Origin of the sequence: Polyangium sp. 15x6, assembly GCF_029960785.1 — a bacterium.
GTDB lineage: Bacteria > Myxococcota_A > Polyangia > Polyangiales > Polyangiaceae > Polyangium.
On record NZ_JASBQE010000002.1, the window covers coordinates 233,032 to 256,685 of the forward strand.

A 23,654-nucleotide genomic window follows, 5' to 3' on the forward strand; every position below is an offset into this window, starting at 1 on the left:
CCATGACGGAAGCTTTCTGCAAGCTCATCGCCGCGCCGCCGTGGGTGATCCGGGTCGTCTTCGACTTTTCGAGGCACCTGCTCCTGCTCGGGGCCCTGGTCGTGGTCCTCGGGATGCTCTTTTACGATCTCGGGCGAGCCTTTGGCCTGCCGTACCTGTTCCGCGGACAATCCCGCAAGGCCCAGTTCGCCATCGGGCTCGCCATGGCGCTGCTCACGAGCGAGCTCTTTTACGTGAGTTATCTGGTCTCGCCGGACGAGCTGCATCGTTGTCGCGGGCACGGCATTCCCCTCGACGTCCTGAATTACCTCGGCGCGCTCTGGGGCGTCGTGGCGATGATCGTCGTCGCGTCCGTCGTTTCTCGCGTCCTGTACAAAAGAAACGGGGTCCCCTGGAGGGACCCCAAGCGGATCCTCGAACGTCTCGGGACGTCCGTGTACACGCTGCTGGGAACGGAGATCGGCATCGTCCTCACGCTGGCATTCGTCTTCGGCGGGACGAACGGCGCGCTCCTTTCGCGTGTTCAGAGCTTCGGCGAGCGCATCCGGCCGTGCATCCACGGCATCGGCCATTGTCTATCGGAGGACTTTCGAGCGGACGCGCCCCGGGAGATGCTGCACGAGCACGTGTACGCGGCGGCGTTCTTCGCGCTCCTCGGCGTGATGTACGCCGTGGCGAGTTGCTTCCGGGCGAGGAAGATTCCCGCGGCCGCGGGGCTCTGCGTCCTGCTCGCGCTGCTCGGCGCGATCGATGGCTTTTTCGTGTACTGGCTCGAAAAGTGGCACTCCGTGCTGCTCGTCGGCGGGGCCGTCCTGGCCCTTTACGTGCTCGGCCGGAAACGATATCGGGCGAGGTTCGCCGATTTGAAGGATGCCTATTCGGCCATCGAACAGGAGCCTTGTCAGCGCGGGTGCAAGGCGGCCGGCCATACGCACCTCGCGGACTACGAGGCGACCGGCGCGAACGGCTCGGGCCTTTTGCCGCGATCCATGGTCGAGTTCCGATGGACGGACGAGAACGGCCGGAAACGGCCGCTCGTGCTGGTCTGCACGAGCGGCGGCGGGATCCGCGCGGCGGTCTGGACCGCGGCCGTCCTGCGCGAGCTCGAAAGACAGCTCGATCAGTCGGAGCGTCGAGAATTCCCTTATCACGTCCGCATGATCAGCGGCGCCTCCGGTGGGATGGTGGGCGCGTCGTACTGGGTGGCGACTCTCGAGGGCCCGGCGGTCACGGCTGGTTCGTCCGAGTATCACAAAGAATCGACGCCGGGAGAAGCCGCCCCGGAGGCCGAGGGCTCGGACTGGCTCGTCGCCAACGTGGCCAAGGAGTGCCTGTCACGCGTGGCCGCGGCGCTCGTGTTCAGCGAGTTGCCCGCGCGTATCTGGGCGTGGACGAAGCCGTCGTCGAGCCGGGAGCTCTACGACCGGGGCACGGCGCTCGAAAACGCGTTCGTGGAGAACATGCCGTCCCTCGGCACGAAGCTCTCCCTGCTCGGGCCCGGCGAAGTGGCCGGGTGGCGTCCCTCGCTCGTCTGGAGCCCGATGCTCGTCGAGGATGGGAAACGGCTGCTGATCTCGAATCTCTGCCTCGACGCGCTCCTCGTGCAGCACGGGCCGGCGATCGGAGAGGAGGGCCAGCATGTCGTGTACGCGCGCTCCGGGTACGAGCTCGGGCGGCTTTTTCCGGTGCAATCGAGGGACACCTTGCGCCTCGCGACGGCGGCCCGCATGAGCGCCTCCTTCCCGTTCGTGTCCCCCGCGGCCGCCCTGCCGACCGTGCCCCGCAGGCGCGTCGTGGACGCGGGCTACTGGGACAACTATGGCGTGAACCTCGCGTGTGGTTGGCTGGACGAACTGCTCCGAACGGACTGGATCGAGCAGAACGTGAGCGGCATCCTGCTCGTGCAGATCCGCGACGGCATCGAGCGGCCGGAGCCCGCCGGCGATGATTTCGGCGACCGGATCGCGCGGGCCCTCGAAGGCATGACGTCGCCCGTTTCGGCGGTGCTCTCGGCGCGGGAGAGCGTGATGCGCTTCCGCAACGACGAGCAGGTGGAGGCCGTGGCCCGGCGTTTCCACCTCGACAAAAGGTTCGGGGGGAGTTTTTTCCAGCAGGTGACGTTCGAGTTTTCGGGCGACGCGGCCCTGAGCTGGTACCTGACGCCCGAGGAGCGAAAGGGTCTCGAGGACGCGGCGAAAACGACCGTCGGCGCGGAGGCCTCCGCGATCCGGGCGTGGTGGGACGAGCGAGCGAACGCCGCGTCGCAGGCCTCGTGACGGAGCTTCATTGCGTGCGCGTTCGTAGCCGATGGACGATCAGCCTGAATGGATTCATTTTCGCGATCTGATTCGGGTCCTTCGTCGCCGCGGCCTCGTCGATCCTCCGCTGGAGCTCTGCAGCAATGGCGAGGTCTCCCTTGGGGGAATGCCGATCGATCACCTGCCCTGCGATGAAACTCGCGGCGGCATTCTTGATCAGCGGCAGGAGCTCGACGAGCTTCGCCCGCACCTCCGGCCCGCCCAGGACGCCGACCATGTACGCGCTCTTCATGCCGATCATCTGGCGGTCACCGGTGTGCGAGCCTGGATCCCGCAGCTTGCCGAAATAACAGTCGAGCGCGTCGCCGCACTCCTTCAGGAGGTCCTTGGTCATCGTGTATTCCCTCTCGTAGGCCGCGCCGAACCTGGCTGGCTTGCCGTCGAGGCCTCGGACCCTCAGGTTGTAGAGCTTGTCGACCTCGGGGATCTGCGAGGCTTTCATGAGTTTCATGACCGTGACCAGCGTGGCGGCGCGTACCGATTCGAGGTCGGCTTCGTCGCCCCTCGCGGCGAGCGCGGTCTTCACCATCCAGGGCACGAGCTCCGCGTCGAAGAGATACTCCATCGTCGCGAGGAGCTCGTCACGCGCGCCCACGCCAGGCGGGATCGTCATCGTGATCGGGGTCTTCTCGAAGACGCGCTGCACCGCTTCGCGGCTCGCATTCGAGATGGGCAACTTGAGCAGCTCGCGGGCGATCACGACTTTGGCGACGTCGTCGGCCTTGGCGATCGTCTCGATCATCGGCTGAATGGCCTCCTCGCGGCCGATGCTACCGAGGATCAGCGCGACCGGCGCGACGTGCGCCGTGTTCGCCTCCTTCTTGACGACGCTCGATACCACACCGTCCTCGCCCGTGTTCGCCTTCAACAATTCTACCTTCGCGTACTCCACGAGGCCGGCGTTTTCGCTCCGGAGAACCTTCACGGTCGGCTCGATCGCGGGTTTGCCGATCTTGATGAGCGCGTAGATCGCCGTCACCTGCACGTCTGCCTTCACCGGCGAGAGCACGATCTTGATGAGCGGCTCGATCGCGTTCACGCTCCCGAGCCTGCCAAGGATCTCGGCGCAGGTGATCTGCCAATAGAGCTCGTCCTTCAGGACCGTGATGTCTCTCCGATCGGCGATCGGTCTGCCGATCATCGAGATGCACGGAGACTCCCACGAGGGATGCGAGAAACCGAGCAACGCGTCGTGGACGTCACGCGTGATGAGCGACGCCCTGGGCTTCGAATGGCGGAGCTTCGTGAACGCCTCGAAGAGTGGGCCCGCCGCGCCCTGCACCTTCATCTCCGCGACGGCGCGCGCCGCGACGCGCACGTCTTCCTCGCTGGTATCGGGCTCGTAGTCCTTCAGCACCTCGACGAGGCAGGGCGCGCCACGAGGATCGCGGACCTCCGCGAGGAGCCGGACGACCTTCGAACGCATCTTCTCGTCGAGATCACCGTTCACGCAGATACGCGACATCGGCGAGGCGATCAGGTCGAGCAGCGGCTTGACGTTCGGACCGTTCCTGTCCTTGCCGTCCTTCGTCATCGCGTCTTCGAAGAACTGGGCGAGGCGGTGCACGGCGAGGTCACGCGCGGCCGGGTCCGCGAGCTTCTCGACCTGGACCCGCGGGTCATTGGCGTCGCTGTCGGGCGCGGACGCCACGGAAGGCGCGACGACGAGCAGAGATGGGGCCGGAGGGGCCGGAGGGGCCGGAGATGCGCAGCCCGCCGCCGCGACGAGCGCGCCGAGCAGCACGGGAAAGAAGGTCGACGCGAGGTTCGTGGCTTGGCTCGGCATATGCCGGGCAGACTAACGTGGGGGGCTCGCGATGACAATCGTGCCTGTCACCGCGAGCCCGCCTCTCATGCAGATATCGTCCATCGCGCCCCATCGGGACCATCCTCGATCTCGATACCCGCCGCCGCGAGGCCCGCGCGGAGCGCGTCGGCCCGTGCATACTCGCGCCCGGCGCGGTGGCGCGCCCGCTCCGCGAGGAGCAATGCAATCACCCGGTCGAAGCGCTCTGCATCCGGCGCGTCGCGCTCCTCCGGCAGGAGCCCGAGCACGCCCTCGCCGAGCGACGATACGAGTTCGAGCGCGTGGAGGATCGTGCCCTGCGGCACGGGCCCCGCGAGCGCGGCCTGGAGATCGCGGGCCAGCACGAAGAGGGTCGCGAGGGCGGCGGGCGTGTCGAAATCGTCGTCCATGGCTGCCTCGAAGGCGGCGCGCGCCGCGGCGAGGCGCGCTTCGAGCGCCTCGGCATGGCCAGGAGGCCCTCCTCCCGCGCGCCGCGCGAGCTCGCGCCGGAGGTCCCGCAGACGACGAAGGCCCGAGGTCGCCGCGTGCAACGTCTCCGCCGACACCTCGGCCGTGGCCCGGTAATGGCTCTGCACGAAGAGAAACCGCAGGAGGAGCGGATCATGCTTCGCGTAAAAGTCCTCGAGCGTGGTGAAATTGCCCTTCGAGCGGGACATCTTCTCCCCGTTCACGGTGAGCATGTTCCCGTGCATCCAGAGCCGCGCGAAGCGCCGGCCCGCGCCCTCGGCCTGGGCGATCTCGGCCTCGTGGTGCGGGAACTGCAAATCGAGCCCGCCCGCGTGGATGTCGAAGCCCTCGCCGAGGTATTGCAAGCCCATCGCCGAGCATTCGAGGTGCCAGCCTGGAAACCCCTCTCCCCAGGGCGATTTCCAGCGCTGCACGTGGGAGGGTTCGGCCTTCTTCCACATCGCGAAATCACGCGGATCGGACTTGTTCCCGCGCACGAGATCCCGCGTCCCGATGGCGAGCTCGTCGATCACCCGTCGCGAGAGCTTTCCATAACCGGGAAACGCCGCGACACGGAAATACACCGACCCGTCCGCCACATACGCGAGGCCGCGCGCAAGGAGCTCCTCGATGAGCTCGATCTGCTGCGGGATGTGGCCGCTCGCGCGCGGCGTGACGTCCGGCCTCCGCACGTTGAGCCGGCCCATCTCGTCGAAGTACTTCCAGAAATACCGATCCGCGATCTCCATCGGCTCGACGCGCTCGAGCGCCGCGCGTTCGGCGATTCGATCGCGGCCCTCGTCGAGCGCATCCTCGGTGATATGACCGACGTCGGTGACGTTCGACACGAAGCGCACGCGGTGGCCGCGGTATTCGATCCACCGCCGGACGACGTCGAATGCAACGGCGGTCTTCGCATTGCCGAGGTGCGCATCGCCGTACACGGTGGGGCCGCACAGGTACATGCCGACGCGCTGCTGCGCGTCCGGAAAAGCCGCTTGTTTCTGTCGCGAGAGCGTATCGAAAATCTGGATCGCCATGGGACATCCTCCTCTGGTCATCGACGTACGAAACCAAAGCGGCAGCGCCCCGCGCGCGCATCACGCCGAAATGGCCCGCATGCATGCGCCCCTTCGGCGCGCGTGCCTCGGCGGTTTGCCCTCGTGCGGCGCTCCCGCGGCCACGAGGGCGCAGAGGCGCGCCGGATCCACGGGCGGTCGTCCGCCAGCGCGGCGGCGCGCGCGTGCCTCTCGTAGGCCTATCTTTCAGGAACGCTCTTCAGCGACGACAACAGCAGCCATCGCAACGCAGTGCGAGGGCAGCGAGGGGGTACGTGCGCCGAGAGCTTCGCATGAGAAGCCTACGTTACCGCGGAACCGCGGTCGAGGCAAGCCTCGCGTGCGATCGGGCGGACCCGACGCCCTTCCACGATCATCGGCACCTGGCCCCGCGGCCCCAGCGTGATGCCCCGTTGCACGTGCTCGATCGGCTCCGCGCTCGCGAGCCGCAGGTGATATTCACGCAAGAGGACGGCGAGCACGACCTTCATTTCCACCATCGCCAGCGTCGCCCCCAGGCAGCGACGGGATCCCCCGCCGAACGGGATGAACTCGAACGGGGAAAAATCACGCTCCAAAAAGCGCGTGGGGCGGAATCGCTCGGGCTCGGGATAAAGATCATCACGCCCGTGCACGAGGAGCGGAGATGGGACGAGCGGCTCGCCCGGGGGAATGGTGTAATCGAGGAGGGCAAACGGCTTTCGGGGCACGCGCCCGACGTTGGCCACGGGCGGCACGATGCGCAGCGTCTCCAGGCAGACGGCATCCAGGTAGGGCAAGCCGAGGAGTTTTTCGGGAGGCGCCTCGGGCCCGAGGCCGTCGATCTCGGCGAGCACCCGCGCGAGCGTGTCGGGCTCGCGGTGGAGCCAATAAAAAGCCCAGGCCAGGGTGACGGCCGTGGTCTCGTGGCCCGCGAAGAGCAGGGCGCGGAGTTGATCGAGGATCTCCTGAGCGCTGAGCCCCTCGCCTCCTTCGTAGCGCGCTTTCAGCATGAGCCCGAGGACGTCGGATCGGTCTTCGCCCGAGGCGCGCAAGGCCCGAATGTCCTCGGACAAGAGCGCGTCGAGCGCCGCTGTGGCCCGGAGCATACGCGCCCAGGGGCCGAATCCGCCGAACGGGCGCCGGATCGCCGGCATGATGAGGATGAGCGGATTCATCGCGTGAATGAGATCGAGCACGGCCGCGCGTACGTCGCGGATCCGCGCCTCGCCCTTCACGCCGAACACCACGCGGATGACCACGTCGAGCGTGATGGATTGCATGGCCTCCAGCATCGAGAAGGGCTGGCACGGCGTCCACTGCGAGGCCGCCTCCCGCGCGACCTCGGCCACGACGGAGGCGTACGATTTCGCGGCGGCGGGCGCGAACGGAGGCGTGAGCAGCTTGCGATCCCGGCGATGGCGCGGTCCGGTCGAGACCACGACCGATGTCCGCCCGAAGATGGGCTCGGTCACGTCGACCCCGAACGGCTCGAACGTCTCGGGATCGGCCGTGTAAATGGCGCGGATCGCCGCGGGATTGCCAATGAACGTCAGGGGCCCGTTGAAGGTGCGGACGCGAAAGGGATCCCCATGCCGCGCGGCGAGGCGGCGAATGACGAGGGCCGGGGACCCGAAGGTGCACCGGAGCGTGTCGATCAGGCCGAGGTGCTCGGGTCCGGGCGGCAGCGTATTCATCCAAATCCCCTCCCGGCGAGGCATAACCGGACCGGGAGGCGGTGTCAATCGGAGTAAGCTTCGAAACCAGGGAGCGGATCGTAATCCTCGTCCGGCTCGTCCTCCGCGCCCTCCGGCCACGCCGCCTCGGGGGGCTCGTCGGCGAGCAGTCCGTCGAAAGGCCCCGGCAGCGGTGCTTCGTCGTCCTCTTCCTCGGCGAGAATCTCGTCGAGATCCGCGATGGTCCCGTCGGCCTCGTATTGCGCCCACGCCTCGGGGTGCTCCGCGCGGAGGAGCGCTTCGAGCGCCGGGACCTTCACCCGCTGAATGGGCTGCCCGTCGGTGCTGCTGCGGGGCCGAAACCGCAATTCACGCCTCTCGTAGACCGTGAGCTCCACCGGAAAGACGTCCGCGACGTGATGGTGAACGTATTCGCGGATCTGGCCGAATTTGAAGATGCTCACCCGCTCCTGTTCGAAGCTCCACCCGAGGCCCGCGAGGTGGCGCTCGAACGCGTCCTCGTCGTCGGTGAAGACCTGGATGTCGATGTCGCTGCCGCGGCGGATGTGCCCCGTGCTTACCGATCCGATGAGGCGCGGCTCGAATGGGCCGAGGGCGCGCATCACGCGGAGGGCGACGACACGCATGGCGAAGAGCCGGCGCGTGCGCCGCTCGCCCTCGGCGAGCTCGGCCATGGCGAGCAGCGCGTCGCGAATCTCGCCGTTCGAGGGCAAGTCCTGAGGCCGATACCGCAGGTTTTTCCCGCCCGCACGGCCGAGCAGGCGCCTTCCCGCCATCCGTTTGGCCGTGAAGTATTGCTTGACGCCCTCCTCGTACATGAGGCGCGCGGCTTCCGCAGCGATCCTGCCGCGGAGCCCTCCGGTTCGTTCGCTGCTCATGACGGGAAAGGACGCGCCACGAGCGGCGCGAGGGCGTCGCGGAGCTTGCGGAGCGCGCCGCCGACGGTGCGGCCGCCGCGCCCGGCGCCATAGATGCGTTTTTGCACGACCTGCTGCGTGACGCCGAGGCGGCGCGCGATCTCGCCCTGGGACAGGCCTTCGAAAAAATACGCCTCGACGACCTCGCGCTGTTTGTCCGTCAAGACCGTTGCGACGGCGTCGCGCACGGCGTCGTGGAGGCGGAGGCGCGCCTCGGTGACCTCGTCGTCGTGGTAGAGGTGACGAGACGCGTCGATGTGTTCGAGGCTCGCGACCAGGCGGGCGCGGTGCCTCTTGCCGTCAGAACAGCTCCTTTCGTGGGTCATGGATGGGGGCGGGCTCGCCGCCGGGGTCGAGGAGGGAGAGATCTGCGCCGTCGAGGAGAATCGACAGCGCGTCTTCGGGTGACATCACGGTGGCGTGTGGGGAGCGACCGAGGACGTCCCAGCGGCGCAGGCGCTGGAGGTCGGCGAGCGCGGCGGTCCCGCGCAGGCGGCGTTTGGTGGGCCCAGGGTCGTGCAAAAGGTCGAGGTGGTGGCGCACGAGCCAGACGATGCGGGGCGAGACGAGGCCGTCGAGCAGATCGGCGCCCAGCGCGTCGTGGTCAGGCGAGGATATCGCCTTTCCCACGTCGTGCAAGAGCGCCGCGGCCCAGAGCGCGCGGTCGGGACACGCTGCGCGCGCGAGATCGAAGACCTGGAGGGAATGGTAGAGGGCGCAGCCCTCGGGGTGATACGCAGGGTTCTGGCGTATTCCGTCGAGGGCGAGCAGCAGAGGGAGGAGCTCGTCGTACATCACCGGGGCGCGGCGCTGGTGATCACGCCGCTCACCCACGGGGCACGTTCACACCCACCGGCGATGATTTTCGTAGACCGCGTCACGCCACTTGACGAGACGAGCATACCGCTCCGCGAGGTCCGGGTTGCTCCAGCCCGCGCGACCGCCGGGGCCCGTGGGCATGAACCGCTTGTCGACCGGGCTCACGACCTGGAGCACGAGCGCCATCGCGATGTCCGCATACGAAAATGTGTCGCCGAGCAGATACTTCTGCCCCTCGGCGAGCGCCTTGTCGAGCGTCTCGAGCCCCTCCTCGGCCACCGCGCGGTGAGTCGACGCGCCCTCGCGCATTCGATACTTCGCGACGAAGAGCTGCATGGCGCCGCGGCCGATCGGCATGAGCAGCGGCACGATCGCCTTCGGGGTCCCGCGCGGCAGGGCGGCCTGTCCGAACGTCGGATCGTCGACGAACTTGAGCATCATCATGGCCCGGAGCGCCGCGAGCGTCGTCTCGCTGCGGCGGTTCCAGGTCTCGATCTCGGCCTCCCGGCCCGCCGGGAAGAGCTTCGGCCCCGCGCCGACGGCGTCGGCATGGCGGGCGATGTCGAACGAATCGGTGAGAAGGACGCCGCGATCGTCGAGGATCGGGACGGTGACGCGCCCCGTCGGTTTGCGAAGAAGGATGCGGAGCCGGAGCTCGCCCGCGAAGGGGTAGTGCTCGACTTCCTCGTACGAGATGCGGTGATGGTCGAGCGCCCAGCGGGCCTTCTCGGACCAGGGGGAGAAGGAGATGCTGTAGAGCCGGGTCTTTTGTTTTTGCATTGGGACTCCGAGGATCCTACAAGTTGGGCGAGTCGTCGAGCGAACGAATTGCGCTTGCGGCAAAACGACGCAGCCCGAGGCCCGGTACGAACCGACCCACGCGGAGACAGTATTCGGCGTATCGCTCGCCGTGTGTCCGGTGGAGGTAAGGTTCCTCGACGACACGCACCTGGAGCTCCACGGCCACGAAGAGGCAGATCAAGGAGACGAGCGAGAGCACGTTCGGCAGGATCAACGCGAGCCCCGTCCCCGTGACGAGCATGCACGAGAAGATGGGGTTTCGAACGATCCGGAAGGGCCCGTCGCTCACGAGCTCCGTACGCTCCGCTTCCCGGACGCCGATGCGCCACGACTTCCCCATCGCGACCTGCGAGGCATACGTGGCCAGCGTCCCGGCGACGGCCAGCGCGACGGCGCACGCAAACGCCCACGGCGGGAGCGCCACGAGGCTCCGCACGACGCCCGCGAGCTCGAGCACCGGCGCGAGCGCCCCGAGGACGAGGGCCAGCACGAAGAGCACGCCTCCGAACCACGAGGCCGAGCCGATCCTGCCGGAAATGCCCTGGAAGCCGGTCGATCCGGTCGCGCGGATGTGCTGCACGGTCCGGAGCCCGAAGGCGACGGTCATATAAACGACGAATAGAACCAGAGCGACGAACGCGGGCTGCATGGGCGGACCTAGGCTTGGGGCTCCATCGCCGGAACGTCAAGCCAAATGACATTGACAGTCCCCTCCCCTTCTTGTTTCTTTTCCTCATGCACCCCACCCCTGCGCCCGCGAGCGAAGGCTCCTTCGTCCTCACAGGCCTCACGTCCCGCGGGGGACTATCGAACTGGGTCTTTTTCTTTTTCCCCGCGGAGATCGTGCAGTGTGACCTCGGCATCATGCCCGCCGTGAAGGCGGGCGCCGTGGCGGGGATTCGCGCGAATCTCGAGATCGTCGGCGAGATCGGCGAGACGGCGTATGGTCCAGGGCAGCCGAAGGGCGGGTCGGTCGAGGCGTGGTGCGACGAGCTCGTGGGCAAAGCCAAACGTGTCGAGCGGCTGCCTTGCGAGCGCGTCCGGGGCATACGCCTGCATCTCACGGCCATGGCGCACGAGCTGTATGTCACCGCGGACGAGGACAAACCACGGACGTTCGGCCTCATGAACCGGAGCGAGGCCGAGGCGGTCCGCGGCTTGCTCGAGGCCCGGTTCGGGCCGCGGTTCGTCGTGACGAAGTCTGCCGTGTTTGCCTTCTTCGAGCGGCACGCGCCGTTCCTGATGCGGTGAGCACATTTTCCGCATTGACGTCGGGTGCGGGTCATGGTTTGACCACGAACCATTCTCCAAGGGAGGTAGGGATGAAGGTCGAACCGAACAAAGAGCATCTCTGGCTGCAAAAGCTCGTGGGCGAGTGGACGTACGAGCACGACGCGGAGATGGAGCCGGGCAAGATCCAGAAGTTCACCGGGACCGAGGTCGTGCGTCCGATGGGCGATCTCTGGGTGCTCTGCGAGGCGCGCGGCGCGATGCCCGGCGGAGCCAACCACTACATGATGTGGACGTTTGGCTACGATCCGAGCCAGAAGGCATTCGTGGGGACGTTCATCGGCTCGATGGCGCCATATATGTGGGTCTATCACGGCTCGCTGGACGCGGCGGAGAAGGTGCTGACGCTCGACACCGAGGGCCCGGATTTCTCGGCGGAGGGCAGGATGGCCAAGTACAAGGACATCATCGAGATCAAGAGCGCCGACGAGCGCGTGCTCAGATCGGAGATGCAGGGCCAGGACGGGAAGTGGACCGAGATCATGCAGCAGAACTATCGGCGGAAGAAGTGAGCCGAGGGGACGATTGCGCGATCGTCCCTTACCTGCCCCTGCGCGCTCTGGTATCGTCCGACGCGCCGTGATGTTTCGTTCTTCGCATGTCGGATTTGTCGGACTGATCTGGCTGCCCCTCGCCGCGTGCAAGCCCCAAGCCACGAGCCACGACGAGCAGGCCGTCACGACGAGCTCCGCGGCCTCGACGGCCAGCGCGGTCGCGCCTTCGCCGAGCGCCGCGTCTTCCGCGCCGTCCGCGGCCGCGACCGCGGAGGGCACGGCGGCCCCGTACTTGCCGCCGCCCGAGGCTTCCGCCGCCGAAGCGCCGCCCGAGGCGCCACGCAAGGCGATTGGCACGTTCGACGACTGGGTGAAGGGGTATCAGGGGATCGGCGCGCCCGAGGCCGACAAGAAGCCGCCGCGGCTCGGGCTCGTCAAGGATCTCGGCCTTTCGTCGGGTCGCCTCGCGTTCACGCGCTCGGGTGATGTGTTCACGTATGATTTCGCCAAGGGCGCGGAAGCGCAGCTCACGCGGGAGGCGCAGCGCAACGTGTATCCCGTGTTCCTCGGGGACGGTCGTCGGATTGCATTTCTCAGCAACCGAGACGGGATGGCCTGGCGCGTGTTCCTGATGAACGCGGACGGCGCGGAGCAGCGGCCGATCACCCGCAAATTCGCGACCTGGTACAACGCCGGGTCGTGGTTCGCGATCACGCGGGACGGCAGCCACGTCGCGTACATCGCGGCGTCGAGCGGGCCTCCGGAGGGACCGCCGGAGGAGCTCCACCTCGTCGACGTGGCGAGCGGCGAGGATCATCGCGTGGGCGAGCCGGATTTCATCAATTATCCCGCGTTCTCGCCGAAAGGCGACACGCTCTGCGTCGTCGCGGGAGGACATGACGCGGAGCACCTCGTCTCGGTAGACGTCGCCACGCGGCGGGCCCAGCGCTTGCCGGACGCCGGCAATCACATGTTCAGCGGCGCCCGGTGGCTCGGCGAGCGATTGCTGTTCTCGGCGAGCCCGACGAGCTCGTACTGCTGCCGGCAATCCGCGCTCTACACGACGACGCCCGACGGCACCAGCATTCGCGGGTTCGGCTCGTTCTGGTTCGGAGGCTCGCTGTACCCGGAGGTTTCTCCGAAAGGAACGAAGCTCGCCGTCGCGTGGTCCGTGCGCCAGGGTGCGAACGGTGCCGATTATCGAAACGAGATCTCCCTGGTCGACGCGAGCGGCAATCTCGGGCGCGCGCTCACCGACGCCTTCCCGCGGCCATTTTACAGCGCGTTCAATCCTGCGTGGGCGCCCGACGATCACCACCTCGCGTTCACGCTGTCGTTATGCCCGTACGTGGGCTGCGAGCCGACGATCCGGAGCGTCGTCGTGGTCGACACCCGGGACACGAAGGCCGTCCCCGCGTTCGTCGCGTACGGCGGGAACGCCTCCTGGAGCCCCGTTCCCTGAGGTATGGCGCATGGCCGGCGAGACGCTCTCGTTTCCGCGCATTTACATCCTCCGCGCCTCGGAAGCACCACGCGCGCTCGTCTTCGTCACGCATCGCCAGAAGTGCTGGTCGCTCCACCTCTGGGACCTCGACACCCACCACGTCGAGCCCGGGGCCGTGTTCTTCGGGACGCTCTACCCGCGGCGATGCGCGCTCTCGCCGGACGGACGATATCTGCTTTATTTCGCGATGAAAGCGCCGGGCGATCCCGATTGGCCCTGGCAATTCAGCGGCCTTTCACGCGCCCCATGGCTCACCTGCCTGCTCGCCTGGCGCGAGGCGGGGACCTGGACGCGGGGCATGTGGTTCTCCTCCCCCGCCTCGGGTCGCCCGGACATCCCCGCGCGCCATGACTTGCATCACGGTGCCGACGTGGCGGATCGGTGCCCGTGGAACATCGAGAATATCCATGCGGCCCAGCTCGCGGCCGAACGGCGGATCGGGTTTGTCGAAGCCGATGATTCACCACCGCGGGATCCACGCGACATCTGGGACCAGCATCGCCAGGCGGTGCTCCAGAAGCGGCGCCCGGGCGGCGGCGGGCGCGAGGTGCTGCGTGTCGTGCAGGGTGGCTTCGACCAGGACGAGGGGCGGGTCGAGCGATATCGCAACCATTATGGTCTCGTCGGGAACGACGGGCGGGAGATCCCGCTTTCGAACCACGTATGGCTCGATTGGCTCGATCGAGATCACCTCTACGGCGCGAACCTGGACGGGCGGCTCGTGGTGTGTGCGCTGCGCGGAGGTGAGCTCGTCGAGACGTGGTCGCACGAATTCGAGCGACTGCCCCGGCGGAAGCCCGCGCCGGAATGGGCGCGGCACTTCTGACCGTCAATCCCAGCGGTCGAGCTTGTACACGACGCGCATGCCGCCCTTCGAGGTCACGCGGAAGTCGAGGTTCCAGGTCGATCCCTTCACCAGGCTGAGCCCGCAGGCCTCGGCCGTGTCTTTGCCCTCGACGACCGCGCTCTGCGCGTACGCCTCCATCGTGGCGCGAATCTCGTGGTATTCGCTCCGCAGATAGCTCGGGAAAAACCCGGCGCCCTGCTTGTAGTCGCGATCCCGCGCGTCCTCGAGGATGAAGATCACGCCCGCGCCGTGATGCGTGAGGACCTTCGTCGGGTTCCACATCCACGGCTGCAAGGCGATCGCCGTCACCGGGTGGTAGACGTTGGGCTTCAGGTTCCAGCGCGCGGGCGGCGAGCCATTCGCGTACACGTACGAGCTGACCCGGTTTCGGCGGTCCTCGAAGTCCCATTGCAGGATCGGCGGCGCGTCCGCGCGCTTGGCCGTGACCATCGCGATGTACGACTGGTTCGCCGCCGGGACGAAAAACTCGATGCGCTCCGCCTCGGGGAGGACCGTCCGCGCGAATTTCTCCCAGGTCATCGTGACGGGCGGGACGTCGACGTCGACCGCGACTTTCGAGGCAGGCTTCAGGTGATCGAAAACGCCGGGCTTTTGCCCCTGCGGCTTGGCGTGTTTCGGGATCCACAAGGTCTCGATGTCGTCGAGCCGGGCGAAGCGCCGCTCCAGCGCGCCGGCGCTCTTCAGCGCTTCCACGATCTTCTCGGCGCGCGCGAGGTTACCGACCGTCGGCGCCGCCTGCGGGCGCTGGTACTGGAGCGGGTGCATCTTCGCGGCGAACCGGCTCTTGACCTCCGCGAACGGCATGCCGGCCGCGAGGTCTTCGAGCAAGGTGCCGATCATGCTGCTGCGCACGTGGCAGAAGCCGGCCGGCGCGCGGGCGACCGCGAGCCAGGTGAGGTTTTCCCGCGCGCGGGCGTTTTTCGTGGCGGCGCGCGTCTCGTGCAGATCGAGCAGCCATTTCGCCACGCCGAGGACGGCCTCCGAGCGATACAGCGACTCGGTAGAGAGCAGCTTGCGCGCCTGCTTGACGATGTCGATCGGGAACGCTTCGAGCGCTCGAAGGAGCGTCTCGTGATCGTGGCGCTTCTCCGCCATGATCTGCGCGTTCGTCTTGATCAAGGTGGGCTTGTGGAGGAGGTCCTTCGAAGGCGTGATCGCGATGTGCTCCCACGCGCCCGTCCGAGGCGTGCCCCACACTTTCTCGCCCGACAGGAAAACGCCGTCGATGGGCGCCTCGGCCACGGCCTTCGCGAGCGCACGGATCGCGCTCGTGTAGGGCTCGGGCGTGGTCTCCGGGTCCCAGAGCGCAGGCCGCGCCTTGCCAGCAGAATCGACGACCACGAGGCCGCCGTACCGCTCGACGAAGCGCCGGCAAGCAGAACATGTGTTGACCTGTCGTAGCTCGGTCGGGACCGCGTCGAGGAAGACCTGGTAAAGCGAAGGCGTACGCGTCGTGAACAAGCTCGGTTTGTCTTTGGTGAGTTTTCCGAAGCGCGCGCGGATCGAGGCGAGCAGCTCGTCGTAGTGGTCCTCGATCGGAAGGGCCTGAGCCGTCGGGGGCGAAGGAAGATCGGGCATGGTCGCGTTCCTGATGACACCGCGGCGCTCCGCCGATTGCAAGAGGAGAGCACCCAGGCCGCTCGAAAGCGGCCGGCCGGTTGACGCTGCCCCGAAGGCCGCCTACCGTCGCGGTTCATGCGGTGGCCGCTCCTTTTTGCGCTCTTCCTCGTCGGCTGCGGGCCCTCCCCCGCCGTCTCCGGGGCCGAATCGTACGCAGGGTCGATGCCCGCCTCGGGGCGCGTGATGCTGCACGGCGTGACCGTGGCCCCCTGCAAACTCGGCGGCGAAGTCTGGGACGGCGTGGGGCAAATCGAGCCGAGCCAGATCGACCTCCTCGGCAATCTCCTGCGCGGGCGCGTGCCCTACGTGGAAATCGCCAAGGCCCTCGCCGCCCCCGCGAACGAGGCACTCGACAAACCCGACGTGAAAGGGCGCGCAAAGATCGTCGGGCCCCTGGAAAGCGCACCCGTGCGGCTCAACGGTCAAGCCGATACCTTCACCCCACAATTCCAGGGGCCGCCGACGTTCGAGAACGTGGCCTTCGACGGGAGCACACGGCTCGCCATCGAGCTGCTCGACGACGACATGGTCGACGACGACCCCATTGGCTCGTTCCAGCTCGGCCCCGACGAAATGCTAGAGGCATTCCGCGCCGGAAACGTGCACCAAATCCGCGTCGATTCGCAAACGAACGGGCAAGTGCTCTTCGCCGCGATTTCCGTTCTGGCTGACTGAACGCGGGGCTTTGCCCCGCACCCCAGCAGGGGGCTGTCCGCCCCCTGCACCCCGGACCAGGCACGGCCTGGACCGAGGGCCGAGAAACCGCGCGATGCGCGGTTTCTCGGACGGGACAGGGGCAAGACCACGAGCGGCGTTGCCAAACATCAGCCTCGGGCAGACACGTCGGCGCTGCGGTTTTGCCTGGCAACGTCGTCGCCGGTCTTGCCTCGGCCTGTTCGATGAACTGCGCATCGCGCAGTTCATCGACCCCGGGTCCAGCGCTTGCGCTGGTCCGGGTCCAGGGGCGGACAGCCCCTGGTCGGGGTCCGGGGTGAAACCCCGGCGCGACGCCGTGGAATCAAAGCGCCGCCGCGAACTCGCGGCCGAACTCCAGGGGGGATGGGCGTTCGGCTGGATCCCGCGTGGTGGCGGCCCGCAGGAGCTTGGCGATGGACGCGGGGAAGACGCGGAGGCGCTCGGCATCGTCGAAGGGATCGAGCCTCATGTGCGCGAGGATGCGGTCGCGGCCTGTCAGCTCGTCGAAAAAGGAGCGGCCCGTGGTCACGTTGTAAATCGTCCCGGCGAGCGCGTAGACGTCCGAGCGCGGGTCGAGCTCCACGGGATCCAGCACCTGCTCCGGCGCGATGTAGCCGGGTGTGCCTGCCACGAAGCGGCCTCCGACCTCGGGCGGGACGCGGATGGCCCGCACCATGCCGAAATCGATCACCACCGTCGAGAGCGGGGGCACGCGCCCGGGATCGCGGTGTTTCTCCGGGTCGAACCGCTCCCCGCCGGCGAGCGGCAGACGCAGCCACAGGTTTGCCGGCTTGATGTCGCGATGCACGAGACCCGCGCCGTGCAGCGCTGCGAGCCCCGCGCACGCGTCGAGGACCACCTGCCGGAGCTCGAAGAGCGTCATCGGACGCGCCGACGCGTATTGCTTGAGATCCGCGCCGATGAGGTATTCGAGCACGAGGAACGGCGCGCCCTCCGAGACGCCGCGATCGATGATGTTCGCCACGTTCGGGTGATAGAGACCGGCGAGCGCATTGGCCTCCTCGACGAACGACGCGAGGATGCCGGCGCGCTCGGTCTCGTTGGCGCTGACGAGCGCGTCCGCCTTGGGGATCTTGAGCACGAAGAGGCGATCGGCTCCGGGCTTGCGCACGAGCCAAACCGAACCGATCCCGCCTTCGCCGAGCGGCTTGACCAGCTCGTAACCCTCGATGAGCTTGGGCTCCTTTTTCTTCGAGGTCGGCGGCGGCGGCGGCGTCCTGCGGATCGCACCGCGCACCGCGCCTTCGAGGAGCGCGGACGCGACGGGGCCGAGCGAGGCGAACCACACGTCGAGCATGCCGAGCTCCCGCGCGCGGATGGCGCGGGCGACGAGCGCGGCCACGCGGGGCGCGTTCTGCGTCGTGCGCGGCGGGAGCGAGTCCTCGTCGTCCTCGTTTGCCGCGTGCAGCGCCTTCACGGGATCCGCGAGCGCCGCCTGCAATCGATCCCCCGCGAGGACCAGCTTGATGCAGCGGATCTCGAGATCGGGCTTCGGACCCGCGGCCTCGTTGAAGTCTTCGAGCGCCATCGCCAGCTTCGTGAGCGCGCAGGAGAGCTCCGTGTCCTCGGCGTGCAGCGCGACGAGCGCCTCCTCGGCCTGGAACGCCCAGCCCGCGTCGCTCTCGGCCGACGAGACGGCCGTGCGCAGCGCCTCGGCCTGCTCGCAGCAGCGCGCGAGCGCGCTCGGCGCCATCATCGGCAGCGAGGTCGCGAGCTGACGCAGCATCGCGGGCCGATCGATGACGAGCGCCCACCACGCGGCGAACGGACCGAGCCAGCGGACGTCGTCGACCTCGCCGAGCGCCGTGCCCCGCGTCGTGTCCACGAGCCGCCAGAGCAGCGCCGAGAGCGCGTTCTTCAGAGCGGGCGGGAACTCCCGCGAGCCGCTGCCGAGCCCCTCCAGCTTGCGCAGCCAGAGACACGTGTCGTGCGCGGTCGGACCGCGGCCCGGGCCGAGCTCGTCGTCCTCGCCGCAAGCGTCGAGCGCGTATCCGCCGAGACGAACCGCCACGACCTCGAGCGCGAGATCCTCGTGCACGTCCGTCTTCTCGCCGCGCCGACGCTCCGCGACGAGATCGAGGATCTCCGCGGGCGAACGGGCCAGGGTCTTCCACGTCTCCTCGAGCTCGGGCTCGTCCACGGGGACGCCCGTGGGCCGCGTGGCGAGCAGCGGCCGCCAGAGGCGCACCGCGAACGCCCGCGCCGAGGATTCGAGCGCGTTCAGCGCGGCCGCGCGCTGCCGGAGCCGACCCCACCCGAGCGCGATGCGGCGCGCTTCATGGAACGTCGCCGCGAGCGAGGAGGCGAACCGCGCCGCGCGCGCGTCCGCTTCCTCGTCGTCGTACTGCGCGGCGAGGCGCATCAGGTTCTCCAAACCGAGCTCGAGGTCGAGCGGATCCCGCTCGGCTCGGTCGATGACGTCCGTCACCGCGATGACCTCGATCCACCGGCGCGTCTCGTCGATCGACGCCGCGCGCACGTACCGCGCCTTCTCTCGGAGCGCGCGGAGCGTGGTCTCGATCTCGGGCTCCTCCACGCCACGACGGAAGAGCGTCGCGAGCCCACGCGCGAGCGCGCGCGCGGCGATCGCGCCCCCGTCGCCTTCGAGCACCCGCCTCGCGAGGCGATCCCAGAGCGTCTTGCGCTCGAAGAACAGGTACGGCGTCGCCGCGGCGACCGCGGCGAGCACCCACGCCTCTTCCTCGCGCGAGTCGAGGATGGCCACGAGCTGGCTCGCGAGAAACGCGAGCCGCTCGGCCGGCAGCGAGGCGAACGCGGTCGTCGCGCGTTGCCGGAGGACCACCGATTCACCGAAGACCCAGTCGAGCAGCGTGCCCTGGAGCTCCTCCATCACGCCCGTGAGGCGCCCGAGCGCGCGCGCCGCGTGCACCCAGACGAGCGGCTCCGGGTGCAGGAGCAAGGGCTGCAGCACCTGGAGCGTGCGGCCGATGAGCTCGGGATCGGCCGTCCGGGGCATGCCACGCACGCTGATTTCGAGGCATCGCGCGGCGAGGACGCGTCCACGGAGCGCGCCGTGTGCGGGCCCGCGGATCATGAGCTCGAACGTCTCGGGTGATCCCCAGAGCCAGGGCCCGAGCTCGGGGACCTCCAGCGCGCTCGCGCCGGCCTCCCAGATCAGGATCTCCAGCCGCGCGCGCACCTCGGTGTTCTCCGCCGACGCGAGCGCTTCCCCATCGCCGAGCAGCGGTGCACACGAGAGCGCGTCGAGCAGCGGCCCTTCGACGACCCGCGCGCGTGCGGCCTCGACGATCCGATCGCGGCCGATCGTCTCGGCGAGCGCCACGAGGATCGGGGCCATGCGCACGTCGCGCCGGAACGCGCTCGCCGCGCAGAACGAGAGCAGCACCTCGCCGGCCGGCTCGCCGTAGAGCGCGGCGAGCGCGGCGATCTCCTCGGCCGAACGCGCGAGCTCCGGGAGCTCGCGCCGGAGGAGCTGCGCGGCGGCGCGCGCGTCCTGGGGCAACGCGCGTCGATCGGCCTCGCTCTCGCCGCCCGCGCGGAAGTGCGCGCGCACCGCCTCTTCGAGATCGGGGTTCGTCGCGTGGAGGCGCGTCAGGGTCGAGAGCGCGATCTGGATGTCTTCGGAGAGCATCAGCGGCCGGGAGAATACTTCCACGGCGTTCCGTTCAAAATACCCACGGCTTGGCAGGGTCGAACTTTGATGGCAAAACGTTGCCCTCCGATGATCGAGCCGAAAAGAAGCATCTACTCCACCCGGCTCCGCACGGGGGTCGCTGGCCTCGATACGGTCCTCCTCGGCGGGCTCTTCCAGGGACACATCTATCTCGTCATGGGACGGCCGGGCGCGGGCAAGACGATCCTGGGCAACCAGATCTGCTTCCACCACGCGTCGCAAGGCGGCCGGACGCTCTACGTCACGCTCCTGTCCGAGGCGCACGAGGCGCTGCTCGCGCAGATGCACGGGATGCAGTTCTTCGATCCGACGCTCATCGGCACGGGGATCGTGTACCTCAACGGCTACGCGGCGCTGCGCGACGGGGGCCTCGAGGCCCTGCTCAAGATGCTGCGCGACGGGATCCGCTCGCAGGGCGCCACGCTGCTCGTCATCGACGGCATGGTCATGGCCGAGCTCGCCGCGATCCCGAACGTCACCGCCTACAAGCGATTCATCCAGGATCTACAGACCTGGATCGGCCTCATGGGCGTCACGGTCGTGCTCCTGACGAGCTCGGATCCCAACAACGGGGTCCGCGCCGAGCACACGATGGTCGACGGAATCGTGGAGCTGCGCTGCCGGACGGCCGGGGCCCGAGCGCTGCGGGAGCTCAACGTGGCAAAGCTCCGCGGATCGAGCTTCCTCGAGGGTTGTCACACCTATCTCATCTCCAGCGAGGGCCTCGTCGTGTATCCGCGGTTCGAGGCGCTCTTCGGTTCACGCCGCACCGGAGCCCAGTCCGAGCAGCGCATCACGATTGGCATCGAGGCGCTCGACGAGCTGCTCGGCGGCGGCGTGTTCGAGGGCTCGACAACGCTGCTCCTCGGCCCCACCGGATCGGGAAAGACCGTGCTCGGCATGCATTTCCTCCACGCCGGTGTACGCGCGGGCGAACCTGCGCTCTGCTTCGGTTTTTTCGAAAACCCGGCCGCAATCCGCGCAAAAATGGCGCGCTTCGGGATGACCACGGAGGACACCACGGGCCCCGGTCTGCTCGTCGAATGGCAGCCGTCGGCGGAGCTCCTGCTGGACGCGGTCGGGCACCGGCTCCTCGAGCTCGTGCGGACGCACGGCGTGCGCCGCCTCTTCGTCGACGGCCTCGCGGGGCTCAGGCGCGCGACCACGAATCCGGATCGCGTGCCCTCGTTTTTCTCGGTCCTCGTGGAAGAGCTCGCCGCGCTCGGCGTCACCACGATCCTCACGGACGAGACGCACGACATCTTCAGCGGCGACGTCTCCATCCCCGCCCAGGCCGCCTCGGCGTTTTGCCACAACATCCTGACGCTGCGCCAGGTGCAGGTCGAGGCGCAGATCCTGAGGCTGCTCGCCCTCACGAAGACGCGCGACAGCGCGCACGCGCGCGGGCTCTACGAATTCGAGGTTTCGCCGACCGGTATCGTGATCGGTCCGTCGTTCGAGCTCACGCAGGGCGCCGCGAAGGGCATCCCGGCGCGCGGAACGGAGCTGCCCCAGGTCCCACGGCCACGAGCACGAAAGGAAACCAAGCGCAAGTGACGCCGGGCGGAGCCGCTGGCCGATGAAAACCATCCTCCTCGTCGACGACGAGCTCGCGATCGTCGATACGATCGCGGAGGTCCTCGTCTGGGAGGGCTATCGTGTCGTCACGGCCGCCAACGGCAAAGAAGGGCTCGCGCTCGTCGCGAGCGAGCGCCCCGATCTCGTACTCGTCGATTTCATGATGCCGGTGATGGACGGCGTGCAGATGCTCCGCGCCCTGCGCGCCGATCCGACGTATGTGGCGCTGCCCGTCGTCCTGATCACGGCCGCGCCGAGGGCATTGCCGCCGGACGTCCGGGCGAGCACGCCCGTCCTGGCCAAGCCCTTCGACGTTCAATCGCTCCTGCGTATCATTCAAAGCCAGATCGACCCGTAGCGGGCTCACGCGGCAAGGAAAGCACGAATGTGGCGCCCTCGGCGGGCCGGCTCGTGACCGTCACCGTGCCGTTCATGGCCGTGGCGACCTGCTTGACGATCCAGAGGCCCAGGCCGAACCCGGCGAGGTGCGTCGTCGTGTGGACGCGCTCGAACCGGTGGAAGATCCGCGCCTGATCCTCGATCGAGATCCCCACGCCGTGATCCTTCACGGTGATCCGCGCCGAGGTCTCGAGCCCCTCCACTTCCACGTGCACGGGCTGGCCCGCGCCGTATTTCATGGCATTCGACAGGAGGTTGTGGATCACGAGCTCGAGGAGGGGTCGATCCCACGTTCCGAGGACCTTGCCATGGCTCGAAAAGGTGCACGGGCAGCGGGCCCAGGCGAGCTCGTCGCGCGCGGCGGCGACGACGTCGGCGACGAGCGAGGAGAGATCGAGCGGCTCGGGCCGGACCTCGATGCGGCCGGCCTGGAGGCGCGAGGCGTCGAGGAGCGTGCGCACGAGCTTCGTCATGCGATTCGAGCTGCCTTTGGCCTTCTCCAGGTGGCTCAGCACCCACGCCTGCGGGACCTCGTCGGCGGCGCCGCGGATCCGCGCGTGGAGGAGCTCCAGGCAGATGTGCAGGGCCTGCAGCGGGGTGCGGAGCTCGTGCGAGACGGTATTCAGCACGCTCTCGACGCGCTGCTCGGCCTGGAGCGCGTCCGCCCGCGCGGCTTCGAGCTCGCGCGCGAGGCGGGCGCGCTCCTCTTCGAGGATCCTCCGCTCGGCGCGCAGGCGCGTGACTTCATCGGACAGGGGCCCCTCGGAGGAGGACCCTTCCCGGGGTGTGTCGTCCGAAACGAGAGGCGACGACGGGAGCGCGGAGCGTGGAGACGGAACCATGCGTGGGTGAACCACCGATATCCCGGAGCCCTGGACGCATCAAACACGGCCTGGGTCGGTGGCTGGATGAATTTCACGTACGGAAATACATGCACCCGGGTGTGCACACGCAAACCGGCTCACGTTCTTGAGCCTACCCAAGAAAAAATACCATCCGACCTGGTGAGCGTGTCCACTTCACGGCCGTATGCGGCAGAGCTCGATGAATTCGGCCTTGTGCTCGGGCTCCGTCGTGGACCAGGTCATTCGCACGCGGGGCCGCCCGAAACCTTCCCACCATGCGTGGTGCTCGCAATCGATCCCGCGCTCGCCGTGAAAATGCTCGTTCAGCGGGCCTTCGCCCGGGAGCACGAGGGCCATCTGCTGCCCGTCGTCCGATCGGACGTACACGGGGCCGCTGCATTCGTTGCAGCACACCTCCGGGATGCAGAGGAGCCTCGTGCACCCCCTGCTCTGATGGAGGACCCCTTCGATGCGCTGGGCGCCCTCCGGTACATCCTTCGGCTCGCACCAGGGCAGCGCCTCGCGAAACGCCACGCCCTCGCGCCGCGCCGCCTCGATCCGCGGCTCCGCCCGCGCCCGCGCTTCCTCTTCGGAGGTCGTGCTCGCGCACCCCACGAGCCCCAGCGCCCCCACGCAGAGGACGATCCCGTACGCCGTGTTCCGGATCATGCGTAGCCAGGATAACGCGGCTACGTCCGTTTTCCTAGTCCGTCACCTCGGTCGATGCCACCCCCAAGGCGCCTGAGGAGGCGCTTCGCCGGGGCTCTGCCCCGGGCCCCGCGGGGGCTGTTCGCCCCTCGACCCGAACCAGGGCAAGCCCTGGACTCGGGGTGGAAGAACT

At 68.2% G+C, this 23,654-nt stretch carries 20 protein-coding genes; 8 read left to right on the forward strand and 12 right to left on the reverse strand.

Annotated elements, in window-relative coordinates:
• The first annotated feature begins 2 nt into the window (after positions 1-2).
• Complete coding sequence (locus QHF83_RS02490; protein ID WP_282416121.1) at positions 3-2,276, forward strand: patatin-like phospholipase family protein; 2,274 nt, start codon at positions 3-5, stop codon at positions 2,274-2,276.
• 7 nt (positions 2,277-2,283) lie between these two features.
• Here the strand turns inward: QHF83_RS02490 and QHF83_RS02495 are convergent, their stop codons facing one another.
• The 8 genes from QHF83_RS02495 to QHF83_RS02530 all read right to left on the reverse strand — a co-directional run bounded on the left by QHF83_RS02495 (position 2,284) and on the right by QHF83_RS02530 (position 10,492).
• Entirely contained in the window at positions 2,284-4,104 is a 1,821-nt protein-coding gene (locus QHF83_RS02495; RefSeq protein WP_282416122.1) for a HEAT repeat domain-containing protein, read from the reverse strand.
• Between the two features lie 65 nt (positions 4,105-4,169).
• Positions 4,170-5,612, reverse strand: coding sequence for a cysteine--tRNA ligase (cysS, locus tag QHF83_RS02500; RefSeq protein ID WP_282416123.1), 1,443 nt, complete (start codon positions 5,610-5,612; stop codon positions 4,170-4,172).
• Between the two features lie 320 nt (positions 5,613-5,932).
• Positions 5,933-7,306: a cytochrome P450 gene (locus QHF83_RS02505; RefSeq protein ID WP_282416124.1), complete on the reverse strand. Its 1,374-nt coding sequence runs from the start codon at positions 7,304-7,306 to the stop codon at positions 5,933-5,935.
• 44 nt (positions 7,307-7,350) lie between these two features.
• Positions 7,351-8,184 (reverse strand): nucleotide-binding enzyme, encoded by an 834-nt coding sequence (locus QHF83_RS02510; RefSeq protein WP_282416125.1) that lies wholly within the window; start codon positions 8,182-8,184, stop codon positions 7,351-7,353.
• Positions 8,181-8,549 (reverse strand): sigma-70 family RNA polymerase sigma factor, encoded by a 369-nt coding sequence (locus QHF83_RS02515; protein ID WP_282416126.1) that lies wholly within the window; start codon positions 8,547-8,549, stop codon positions 8,181-8,183. The genes QHF83_RS02510 and QHF83_RS02515 overlap by 4 nt, the downstream gene beginning before the upstream one ends.
• Positions 8,524-9,057 carry an HD domain-containing protein gene (locus QHF83_RS02520; protein WP_282416127.1) on the reverse strand — a complete coding sequence of 178 codons (534 nt, stop codon included), beginning with the start codon at positions 9,055-9,057 and terminating at the stop codon, positions 8,524-8,526. The genes QHF83_RS02515 and QHF83_RS02520 overlap by 26 nt, the downstream gene beginning before the upstream one ends.
• A gap of 9 nt (positions 9,058-9,066) precedes the next feature.
• On the reverse strand, positions 9,067-9,822 hold the full coding sequence (locus QHF83_RS02525; protein ID WP_282416128.1) for a glutathione S-transferase family protein: 756 nt from the start codon (positions 9,820-9,822) through the stop codon (positions 9,067-9,069).
• A gap of 16 nt (positions 9,823-9,838) precedes the next feature.
• The gene (locus tag QHF83_RS02530; RefSeq protein ID WP_282416129.1) at positions 9,839-10,492 is read right to left on the reverse strand and encodes an isoprenylcysteine carboxylmethyltransferase family protein; all 654 of its coding nucleotides are present in this window, start codon (positions 10,490-10,492) and stop codon (positions 9,839-9,841) included.
• An 86-nt stretch (positions 10,493-10,578) separates the two neighbouring features.
• Between QHF83_RS02530 and QHF83_RS02535 the strand changes: the two genes are divergently transcribed.
• The 4 genes from QHF83_RS02535 to QHF83_RS02550 all read left to right on the forward strand — a co-directional run bounded on the left by QHF83_RS02535 (position 10,579) and on the right by QHF83_RS02550 (position 13,957).
• Complete coding sequence (locus tag QHF83_RS02535) at positions 10,579-11,094, forward strand: hypothetical protein (protein WP_282416130.1); 516 nt, start codon at positions 10,579-10,581, stop codon at positions 11,092-11,094.
• A 71-nt stretch (positions 11,095-11,165) separates the two neighbouring features.
• The gene (locus QHF83_RS02540; protein WP_282416131.1) at positions 11,166-11,645 is read left to right on the forward strand and encodes a DUF1579 domain-containing protein; all 480 of its coding nucleotides are present in this window, start codon (positions 11,166-11,168) and stop codon (positions 11,643-11,645) included.
• A 67-nt stretch (positions 11,646-11,712) separates the two neighbouring features.
• Positions 11,713-13,089: a hypothetical protein gene (locus tag QHF83_RS02545; RefSeq protein ID WP_282416132.1), complete on the forward strand. Its 1,377-nt coding sequence runs from the start codon at positions 11,713-11,715 to the stop codon at positions 13,087-13,089.
• 10 nt (positions 13,090-13,099) lie between these two features.
• Positions 13,100-13,957 (forward strand): hypothetical protein, encoded by an 858-nt coding sequence (locus QHF83_RS02550; protein WP_282416133.1) that lies wholly within the window; start codon positions 13,100-13,102, stop codon positions 13,955-13,957.
• Between the two features lie 3 nt (positions 13,958-13,960).
• Here the strand turns inward: QHF83_RS02550 and QHF83_RS02555 are convergent, their stop codons facing one another.
• Positions 13,961-15,577 (reverse strand): hypothetical protein, encoded by a 1,617-nt coding sequence (locus QHF83_RS02555; RefSeq protein WP_282416134.1) that lies wholly within the window; start codon positions 15,575-15,577, stop codon positions 13,961-13,963.
• A 117-nt stretch (positions 15,578-15,694) separates the two neighbouring features.
• Here QHF83_RS02555 and QHF83_RS02560 point away from each other — a divergent pair, with 117 nt between their 5' ends.
• On the forward strand, positions 15,695-16,294 hold the full coding sequence (locus QHF83_RS02560) for a hypothetical protein (RefSeq protein ID WP_282416135.1): 600 nt from the start codon (positions 15,695-15,697) through the stop codon (positions 16,292-16,294).
• Positions 16,295-16,637: 343 nt separating this feature from the next.
• On the opposite strand, the gene QHF83_RS02565 is transcribed toward QHF83_RS02560, so the two are convergent.
• Positions 16,638-19,949, reverse strand: a complete 3,312-nt coding sequence (locus tag QHF83_RS02565) for a serine/threonine-protein kinase (RefSeq protein ID WP_282416136.1) — start codon at positions 19,947-19,949, stop codon at positions 16,638-16,640.
• A gap of 90 nt (positions 19,950-20,039) precedes the next feature.
• Here QHF83_RS02565 and QHF83_RS02570 point away from each other — a divergent pair, with 90 nt between their 5' ends.
• Positions 20,040-21,548 (forward strand): ATPase domain-containing protein, encoded by a 1,509-nt coding sequence (locus QHF83_RS02570; RefSeq protein WP_282416137.1) that lies wholly within the window; start codon positions 20,040-20,042, stop codon positions 21,546-21,548.
• Between the two features lie 22 nt (positions 21,549-21,570).
• On the forward strand, positions 21,571-21,927 hold the full coding sequence (locus QHF83_RS02575; protein ID WP_282416138.1) for a response regulator: 357 nt from the start codon (positions 21,571-21,573) through the stop codon (positions 21,925-21,927).
• Here QHF83_RS02575 and QHF83_RS02580 read toward each other — a convergent pair.
• Both QHF83_RS02580 and QHF83_RS02585 read right to left on the reverse strand, forming a co-directional pair.
• Positions 21,902-22,810: a HAMP domain-containing sensor histidine kinase gene (locus QHF83_RS02580; protein ID WP_282416139.1), complete on the reverse strand. Its 909-nt coding sequence runs from the start codon at positions 22,808-22,810 to the stop codon at positions 21,902-21,904. The genes QHF83_RS02575 and QHF83_RS02580 overlap by 26 nt on opposite strands.
• A gap of 177 nt (positions 22,811-22,987) precedes the next feature.
• Complete coding sequence (locus QHF83_RS02585) at positions 22,988-23,482, reverse strand: hypothetical protein (protein WP_282416140.1); 495 nt, start codon at positions 23,480-23,482, stop codon at positions 22,988-22,990.
• Positions 23,483-23,654: the final 172 nt, after the last annotated feature.

What these genes read in the sequence shown, in the direction of transcription:
- QHF83_RS02490 (WP_282416121.1), top strand. Translation starts at nt 3, where the DNA reads ATGACGGAAGCTTTCTGCAAGCTCATCGCCGCGCCGCCGTGGGTGATC.
- QHF83_RS02495 (WP_282416122.1), bottom strand. Translation starts at nt 4,104, where the DNA reads ATGCCGAGCCAAGCCACGAACCTCGCGTCGACCTTCTTTCCCGTGCTG.
- cysS (WP_282416123.1), bottom strand. Translation starts at nt 5,612, where the DNA reads ATGGCGATCCAGATTTTCGATACGCTCTCGCGACAGAAACAAGCGGCT.
- QHF83_RS02505 (WP_282416124.1), bottom strand. Translation starts at nt 7,306, where the DNA reads ATGAATACGCTGCCGCCCGGACCCGAGCACCTCGGCCTGATCGACACG.
- QHF83_RS02510 (WP_282416125.1), bottom strand. Translation starts at nt 8,184, where the DNA reads ATGAGCAGCGAACGAACCGGAGGGCTCCGCGGCAGGATCGCTGCGGAA.
- QHF83_RS02515 (WP_282416126.1), bottom strand. Translation starts at nt 8,549, where the DNA reads ATGACCCACGAAAGGAGCTGTTCTGACGGCAAGAGGCACCGCGCCCGC.
- QHF83_RS02525 (WP_282416128.1), bottom strand. Translation starts at nt 9,822, where the DNA reads ATGCAAAAACAAAAGACCCGGCTCTACAGCATCTCCTTCTCCCCCTGG.
- QHF83_RS02530 (WP_282416129.1), bottom strand. Translation starts at nt 10,492, where the DNA reads ATGCAGCCCGCGTTCGTCGCTCTGGTTCTATTCGTCGTTTATATGACC.
- QHF83_RS02535 (WP_282416130.1), top strand. Translation starts at nt 10,579, where the DNA reads ATGCACCCCACCCCTGCGCCCGCGAGCGAAGGCTCCTTCGTCCTCACA.
- QHF83_RS02540 (WP_282416131.1), top strand. Translation starts at nt 11,166, where the DNA reads ATGAAGGTCGAACCGAACAAAGAGCATCTCTGGCTGCAAAAGCTCGTG.
- QHF83_RS02550 (WP_282416133.1), top strand. Translation starts at nt 13,100, where the DNA reads ATGGCCGGCGAGACGCTCTCGTTTCCGCGCATTTACATCCTCCGCGCC.
- QHF83_RS02555 (WP_282416134.1), bottom strand. Translation starts at nt 15,577, where the DNA reads ATGCCCGATCTTCCTTCGCCCCCGACGGCTCAGGCCCTTCCGATCGAG.
- QHF83_RS02560 (WP_282416135.1), top strand. Translation starts at nt 15,695, where the DNA reads ATGCGGTGGCCGCTCCTTTTTGCGCTCTTCCTCGTCGGCTGCGGGCCC.
- QHF83_RS02565 (WP_282416136.1), bottom strand. Translation starts at nt 19,949, where the DNA reads ATGCTCTCCGAAGACATCCAGATCGCGCTCTCGACCCTGACGCGCCTC.
- QHF83_RS02570 (WP_282416137.1), top strand. Translation starts at nt 20,040, where the DNA reads ATGATCGAGCCGAAAAGAAGCATCTACTCCACCCGGCTCCGCACGGGG.
- QHF83_RS02575 (WP_282416138.1), top strand. Translation starts at nt 21,571, where the DNA reads ATGAAAACCATCCTCCTCGTCGACGACGAGCTCGCGATCGTCGATACG.
- QHF83_RS02580 (WP_282416139.1), bottom strand. Translation starts at nt 22,810, where the DNA reads ATGGTTCCGTCTCCACGCTCCGCGCTCCCGTCGTCGCCTCTCGTTTCG.
- QHF83_RS02585 (WP_282416140.1), bottom strand. Translation starts at nt 23,482, where the DNA reads ATGATCCGGAACACGGCGTACGGGATCGTCCTCTGCGTGGGGGCGCTG.